5 protein-coding genes are annotated in these 7,201 nt (G+C 69.8%); 1 reads left to right on the forward strand and 4 read right to left on the reverse strand.

Annotation, left to right across the window (positions count from 1 at the left end; genetic code table 11):
- Window positions 1-2 precede the first annotated feature (2 nt).
- Genes ABFS34_03590 through ABFS34_03605 form a run of 4 tightly spaced genes read right to left on the reverse strand, consistent with a single transcriptional unit; the run spans window position 3 to window position 5,820 of the window.
- Window positions 3-2,288, reverse strand: a complete 2,286-nt coding sequence (locus tag ABFS34_03590; GenBank protein MEN8374509.1) for an HDIG domain-containing metalloprotein — start codon at window positions 2,286-2,288, stop codon at window positions 3-5.
- 34 nt (window positions 2,289-2,322) lie between these two features.
- On the reverse strand, window positions 2,323-3,306 hold the full coding sequence (locus tag ABFS34_03595; protein ID MEN8374510.1) for a PhoH family protein: 984 nt from the start codon (window positions 3,304-3,306) through the stop codon (window positions 2,323-2,325).
- 52 nt (window positions 3,307-3,358) lie between these two features.
- The gene (aspS, locus tag ABFS34_03600; protein MEN8374511.1) at window positions 3,359-5,299 is read right to left on the reverse strand and encodes an aspartate--tRNA ligase; all 1,941 of its coding nucleotides are present in this window, start codon (window positions 5,297-5,299) and stop codon (window positions 3,359-3,361) included.
- A complete protein-coding gene (locus ABFS34_03605) occupies window positions 5,296-5,820 on the reverse strand; it encodes a PTS sugar transporter subunit IIA (GenBank protein ID MEN8374512.1) in 525 nt (174 codons plus the stop codon). The genes aspS and ABFS34_03605 overlap by 4 nt, the downstream gene beginning before the upstream one ends.
- A 43-nt stretch (window positions 5,821-5,863) precedes the next feature.
- Between ABFS34_03605 and rlmN the strand changes: the two genes are divergently transcribed.
- Window positions 5,864-7,057, forward strand: coding sequence for a 23S rRNA (adenine(2503)-C(2))-methyltransferase RlmN (gene rlmN / locus ABFS34_03610; protein MEN8374513.1), 1,194 nt, complete (start codon window positions 5,864-5,866; stop codon window positions 7,055-7,057).
- Window positions 7,058-7,201: the final 144 nt, after the last annotated feature.

Raw genomic sequence — 7,201 nt, forward strand, 5'->3', positions numbered from 1 at the left:
GCCTACCCGCTCACGGGGGCGGACGCGCCGCCCTTCGCGCCCGCCGCGCTCGCGGCCTCCGAGTCCGGGCCGGACGCGGCCTCGCCGTCGTCCTCCTCCCTGGCGGCCGCCCCGTCGGCGCGGACGCCGTTCGGGTAGTCGATGCGCTGGTGATGCATGTTGCTGAGCGCGGTCACGAGCACCTCGCGCACGGCGCGCAGATCCCCCAGCGTGAGCGGGGACTCGTCCAGTTGATGCTGGCTCATCTTGGCGTCCACGATCTGATCCACGACGCCCCGGATGCGCTCGGGCGTCGGGTCCGACAGCACGCGCGTGGCCGATTCCACCGAGTCGGCGAGCATGAGGATCGCGGTCTCGCGCGATTGCGGCGTGGGACCCGGATAGCGGAACACGCGCGGGTCGGGCTCGAGCCCGGGCTCGGACGCCTTCGCCTGATCGTAGAAGAAGCTGATCAGTTGCGTACCGTGGTGCTCCTTGATGAACGCCTTCACGGAATCCGGCAGCTTGCCCTCGCCTCCCAGTCGGATTCCCTCCAGCACGTGGTTGCGCACCATCGACGCGGAGGTGGCCGGCTTCAGCCTGTCGTGCGGGTTGCGTCCCGGCGGCTGGTTCTCGATGAAGTACTGCGGCTTGACCACCTTGCCCACGTCGTGGTAGTAGGCCCCGACCCGCGCCAGCAGTGGGTTGGCGTCGATCGCCCGCGCCGCGGTCTCCGCCAGGTGCGCCACGTTGACCGAATGCGCATACGTTCCCGGTGCTTCAAGGGCCAAACGCTTTAGTAGCGGTCGATTGAGATCGCTCAGTTCAAGTAGTGTCTGATCTGTCGTGATGCGCGTGTAACTTTCAAAAAGGGGCAGCAAGGCCATCGCCAGGACGGCGCTGCCCGCGGCGTTCGCGGCGCCCCAGCCCACCGCATCCAGCACCGACGCGAGGGGCAATCCGCGCAGCATCGTCAGCACGATGCCGGCGACCGCATAGGCCGCGGCGATCACCGAGAAGAACACCCAGGTCTGCGAGCGACGCAGGACCACCCGAACCGTCATCGCCGCCGCGGCGCCCGCCAGCACCATGGTGAATAGCGGCGACACCCCCACGAAGGGCGCCTGCGTGGACAGCAGAATCGCCATGATCAGCGCGAAGCTGAGGGCCAGCCGGCCATCCCACAGCGCCGCGATGATCAGCACCGGCAGCGCGATCGGCACCAGAATCATGGACCAGCCGGCCGACGCGACTATGGACGCCGCGGAGCCCAGAATCAGCGTCAGGAGCGCGATCACCAGGACGTGACGCAGGTCCGTGTATACCGCCGTCCGGAAGAAGTACAGCAACACGCCGAACATCCCCAGCAGCAGCACGTCGAACAGGAAGCGACCCGTCTGGCGGGACCAGCTCCCGCTTCCCTCCAGCCGGTCCAGCTCGTCCAGGCGACCACGGTAGGCCGCGAGCTTGTCGACCACGGCCGCGTCGACCTGTTCGTGGGCCGCCACGATGCGCTCGCCGGCCAGGACCTGGTCCTTGGTGGTGGGGACCGCCGCCCGCAGGCGCTGCTGCTGGTTCTCCGTGGCGATGGCGTTGAAGCGGATGCTCGGCTGGAAGAACCGAACCGTGACCTCCCGGGCGAACGCCACCGCGGTGCCGTCGCCGCGGGCGCGCATGTATCGCGGAATGGCGTCGAAGAAGTCCGAGCCGGTGCGGACGGAGTCGGGCGGCACCAGGCGCTCATCGGCTCCGTCTCGCAGGAGGACGCGCGGCCTGTTGGCGCGGCTGCTGAGTTCCGCCGCGGCCGCGTAGCCGCGCGGCAAATCCTGACGGGCGGCGGTGTCTATGGCGCTCCGTACGCCGTCGCGGCGATTGCGCGCGACCAGCAGCGCCACCACCTGGTCCGTCGCCGCGAACTGGTACGAGGACAGCAGCGCCGCCAGCGCACGGTCGCGGGCCGCGGGGTCGACCGCCGCATCGACGATCGAGTCCACGGAGGAGAAGAAGCGGTCTACCCCCATGGTGAGCGAGTCCACCGACGAGGGGACCACGTCGAACACCGGGGTGGCCGACGCAGCGGCCTCCGCCTGGTCGGCGGCCAACTCCTGGCCCGACTTGGGGACGTCGAACGCGACCTCGGCGATGACGTCCTCGTCGGCGACCATGCCGCGCTCCAGGACCGGGAAGTCCGGAGCCGGGGCGACCGGGAAGAGGTTCTGGAAAAGAAGCGCCGTAAGCGCCAGCAGGGCGAGCCGGCCTCCGTGGTGCACCAGCCCCCACGGCCAGATCGACTCCTGTGGCTCGCTCATGGCCCTCCTGAGCAGGCGCCACCCGGCGCGGGCCTCAGTCATCCTCGACCTCCGCGTCGTCGGCCGCGGCGTACGCGTCGATGATGTCGCGCACCAGGCGGTGGCGCACGACATCGACGGCGTCCAGGTATACGAACTCGATGCCCTCGATGCCGGTAAGGATGCGCTCCACCTCCAGGAGACCCGATTCCTCCCGGCTCTGCAGGTCGATCTGCGTCGTGTCGCCCGTGATGACGGTGCGCGAGTTCACGCCCAGGCGAGTCAGAAACATCTTCATCTGCGCCTGGGTGGCGTTCTGGGCCTCGTCGAGGATGACGAACGCGTCCGCCAGCGTGCGCCCGCGCATGTACGCGAGTGGCGCGATCTCTATCGTGCGATCGTCGATCGCCCGCCGCACGCGATCGGCGGGCAGCATGTCGTGCAGCGCGTCGTACAGGGGCCGGAGATACGGATCGACCTTTTCCTGCAGATCGCCCGGCAGGAACCCGAGGCTTTCCCCGGCCTCCACCGCGGGACGCGCCAGCACGATGCGCCGCACCCGGTTCTTGAGCAGCGCGTCCACGGCCATCGCCACCGCCAAGTAGGTCTTGCCGGTACCGGCGGGGCCGATGGAGACGACGATGTCGTGGGCCTCGATGGCTTCCACGTACGTGCGCTGGCCGGGGGTGCGCGGCGAGATGATCTTGCGCGACCCCGGAAGCAGGATGCGGAGCTCCGACACGCGCTCGCCGAGCGCGAAGTCCTGCGCAGGGGCGGCGTCCACGGCTCGGTGGATATCCCCCACGTCGAACGGGATTCCCAGTCGGGCCTTGTCGACCAGTTTCTGCGCCGCCGGAGCCGCCGCCTCGACCTCGGGCAGCGCTCCGGACAGGATGAGATACTCGCCCCGCAGGACGACCCGGCAGCCGGTCAGCCGCGCGAGTTCCTGAAGGTGTTGGTCGTTGACCCCAGACAGGAGGAGGAAGTCCGCTCCCTCCGTCGGGATCCTATGCTGTACCGTCGTTGCTTCCACGGCCATCCCCTCTCGGGTCCTGGCCCGCGCACGGGTTCCGCTCGGGCCAAGCCGCTTGTTACCCCTCCCCAGAAGGCGTGTTGCCGGTTACCGCAATGCCCAACTCGGCGAGGTCGTCTTCCGACACTACGGCGGGGGAGCCCTCGAGCAGCGCGCGCGCCGCGGCCGTCTTGGGGAACGCGATGACATCACGAATGCTCGTGAGCCCACACATGAGCATCACGAGACGGTCGAAGCCGAACGCGAACCCGCCGTGCGGCGGCGCCCCGTAGCGCAGCGCCTCCAGCAGGAAGCCGAAGCGCTCCTGAGCCTCCGCCGGCGCGATGCCAAGCACGCGCAGGATCGCCTCCTGCACCGCCGGATCGTGCACGCGGATGGACCCGCTCGCCAGCTCGTGGCCGTTGTACACCGCGTCGTATGCTCGCGACTTGGGGCCCGCCGCCATGAGGGCCTCGAGGGCCGCCGCGTCCGGCTGGCCCTCGTCGGGCAGGCACCGAGCCAGAGCGGCCAGGCCGGACGCAGCGGGCATGGTGAACGGATGGTGCTCCGCGTCCAGGCGGGACCCGTCGTCGCTCCACGAGAACAGCGGGAAGTCCGTCACCCACACCCAGCTGTGACCTGGCTCCCGCAGGTCGAGGAGATCCGCCAAGTGGCGACGCAGCGCGTCGAGCGCGCCCTCGATGCCCGCCTCGCCGGACGCTCCCGCGTCGCGGGTAAGCTGCCCGACCACGGCCACGAACAGGTCCCCATCCTTTACCCCGGACGCCGCCGCGAACGCCGACCCGATGTCCTCGTCGAGCGCCTTGGCGAACTGGCCGGAGAATCCGTTGGCGGTGCGTTTGACCCAGAGCGCCCCGGCCCCGCCGGCCGCCTGCGCCACCTCGGTCAGGCCATCCAAGTGCTTGCGGGAGAGAGCCGCGCCGCCCGGCACCGGCAATCCGCGAATGCGGCCGCCCTCGGCCAAGGCCGCCTGGAAGATGCGGAAGTCGGCCGAGGCCAGCGCGTCGGTCACGTCCACGATCTCGAGCGGGATGCGCAGGTCGGGCTTGTCGGTCCCGTATCGGTCCAGCGCCTCGTCGTAGGAGATGCGTGGGAACGGCGTGTCCAGGCGCTCACCCAGCACGTCGAGCCACAATTTCGCCAGCATCGCTTCACCCACGGCGAACACGTCGTCCTCGTCCACGAACGACATCTCGGCGTCGATCTGCGTGAACTCCAACTGGCGATCCGCGCGCAGAGCCTCATCGCGCAGGCAGCGCGCGATCTGGAAGTAGCGATCGCAGCCCCCCACCATGAGCAGCTGCTTGTAGAGCTGGGGCGACTGGGGGAGCGCGTAGAAAGACCCGGGGTGGACGCGGCTGGGGACCAGGAAGTCGCGCGCGCCTTCGGGGGTGGGTCGCCCCAGCAGAGGGGTCTCGATCTCCCAGAAGCCGGCCTCGGTCAGATAACGGCGGACCGACTGCAGGGCGTAGTGGCGAACGCGCAGGGCGCGCTGCATCTCGGCGCGGCGCAGGTCGAGGAAGCGGTGTCGAAGCCGCAGATCCTCGCCAGGCGGCTCGTCTTCGGGTCCTATGGAAACCGGAACCGGAGGCGTGTCCGCGGGCGCGAGGACATCCAGCGCCTGCACGCGCACCTCGACCTCTCCCGTGGCCAGATCAGGATTCGCCAAGCCCTCGGGCCGCGGCTCCACCACCCCTTCCACGCCGATCACCACTTCCTGGCCCAGCGCCGAAGCGCGCTCCAGCACCGACGGCGGAGTCCAGGCGGGTCCGAAAGAGAGCTGAACGAGCCCCGATCGGTCTCTCAGGTCTATGAAGACCAACCCACCCAGGTCGCGGCGCCGGTGTACCCAGCCGGCGAGTCGCACCTGCGCGCTCACGTGCTTCGCGCGCAGATCCCCAGCGCGCTGGCTGCGCATGGAGGTGGCTCCGGATGCTATGGCGGCGGCGCTGCCACCGTTGCCCGCGCGCTGTCGAGAGGCCTCGGGGTCCGGACTCACGCCCCCTCGAGGTCGCGCAGGGTCTCGAGAAACTCATCCGCGCTGCGCGCCGATGCGAGCCGGCGGCGCAGCTCGTCCTTGCGCAGCAACCGCGAGATCCGGCTCAGCACCTTGACGTGCGTACCCGCCACCTGCTCGGGCCCGACGAGAAGGAAGAAGAGGCTTACCGGGGCACCGTCCAGCGCGTCGAAGTCGACGGGGTCCTCCGTGACACCCGCGGCCAGCCGCAGCTCCTTGAGCGCGCCGCACTTGCCGTGCGGAATCGCCACGCCGTTGCCGATTCCGGTCGATAGGACGGCCTCGCGGTCGCGCACCGCGCGCAGGACCGATTGGCGCCGATGCTCGTCGCTGTCGACCGCGACCAGATCGACGAGTTCGCGCAGGAGGCCTTCCTTGTCGGAGGCCTCCAGGGGGACCTTTATCCGGTCCGGGGTCAGCAGGTCGGAAAGCAGCACGGATGCGGTGCGCAGGTGATCGAAGCGCCGACGACGCGCTGCGCGGCCGACGCAAGGACCGCTCAAGTTAGAGGCGCCGTCGAAAGCCATCAAGGAATTCGATACGCCCGTGGACCCTCCCCGGGCCAAGGGCGTATGCAGCGACGCGCTCCGCGAGGCCCGTGGCGGAGCGTTTGTTCGAGACACCTGGAGCTCTGAGTACGTGCCCGACTCCGCCACTCCGATCGACCTTCTTTCTCAGCCCGAGGCGGCTGCCCGCGATCTGCTGGCGGATCACTTCCGCGGCCGCGGGGCGCCGGACTTCCGGGCGCGTCAGGCACACGGTTGGCTGTACGAGAGGGACGCCGCGGCGTTCGCCGAGATGACGGATCTGCCCGCGGCCGAGCGCGCGGCGCTCGCCGAAGCGTTCGCGTTCGACGCGCCGGCGCTCGAGCGCGCCGAACGATCACTCGATGGCACCGTCAAGCACCTTTGGCGCATGGCCGACGGCGAGTTGGTGGAATCGGTGCTGATACCCGCCGACCGCCGCCTGACGCTGTGCTTGTCTTCGCAGGCCGGCTGCGCGATGGCGTGCGTGTTCTGCGCGACCGGGTGGTCCGGCTATCGGCGCCAGCTCACGGCGGGCGAGATCGTGGGACAGTTTCGCGGGGCGCGGCGCTGGGCCTTGGAGCACGGCGCGGGTGGCATCTCCAACATCGTGTTCATGGGCATGGGGGAGCCCCTCATGAACCAGCGCGCCGTGTTCGCCGCGCTGGATCTGCTCAACGGCCCCTACGGCGTCGGCGCGCGCCGCATAACGGTGTCCACGGTGGGAGTGGTCCCCGGCATCCTCGCGCTCGCCGAGCGCCCCGAGCAGTTCCGCCTGGCGCTCTCGCTGCACGCGCCGCGGCCGGAGCTTCGGGGCCGCATCGTCCCGCTGGAGCGGAAGTACCCTCTACCCGTGTTGATGGATGCTCTGTTGCGCTTCAACGCCGCCGGTAAGCGTCGCATCACCTTCGAGTACGTCATGATCGATGGCGTGAACGACGCGCTGGAGTTGGTGGCGGATCTCGCCGCTCTGGCGGCCCAGGTGTCGGCGCACGTGAACCTGATCCCCTACAACCCCATCCCCGGCCCGGACTGGCGGCCGACGCCGACGCGTCGTGTCCACGGATTCGCGGAGGCGCTGCGGAGGCGGGAGACCAACGTGACCGTGCGCGAGCCGCGCGGCCTGGATATCGCTGCGGCGTGCGGCCAGTTGAGGGCCGAGCACGAGCTCACCCCGCCCACCCCCTTCGTCAAGCTCCAGGCCGCCGACCGCTAGTGTGCCGGCGCGGAAGTCCCGTGTGCACCGAGGCGCGTGATGCGGCCGCGGGGCAAGGCGGAACGACGCGCCGTAGCCGTAGCTACGGCAAGGAGTTCCAACGCAGCATCCGCGGGATGCAGCGCGAGCCGAATGCCTACGGGA

The sequence above is a fragment of the Gemmatimonadota bacterium genome (assembly GCA_039715185.1).
Lineage (GTDB): Bacteria > Gemmatimonadota > Gemmatimonadetes > Longimicrobiales > RSA9 > DATHRK01.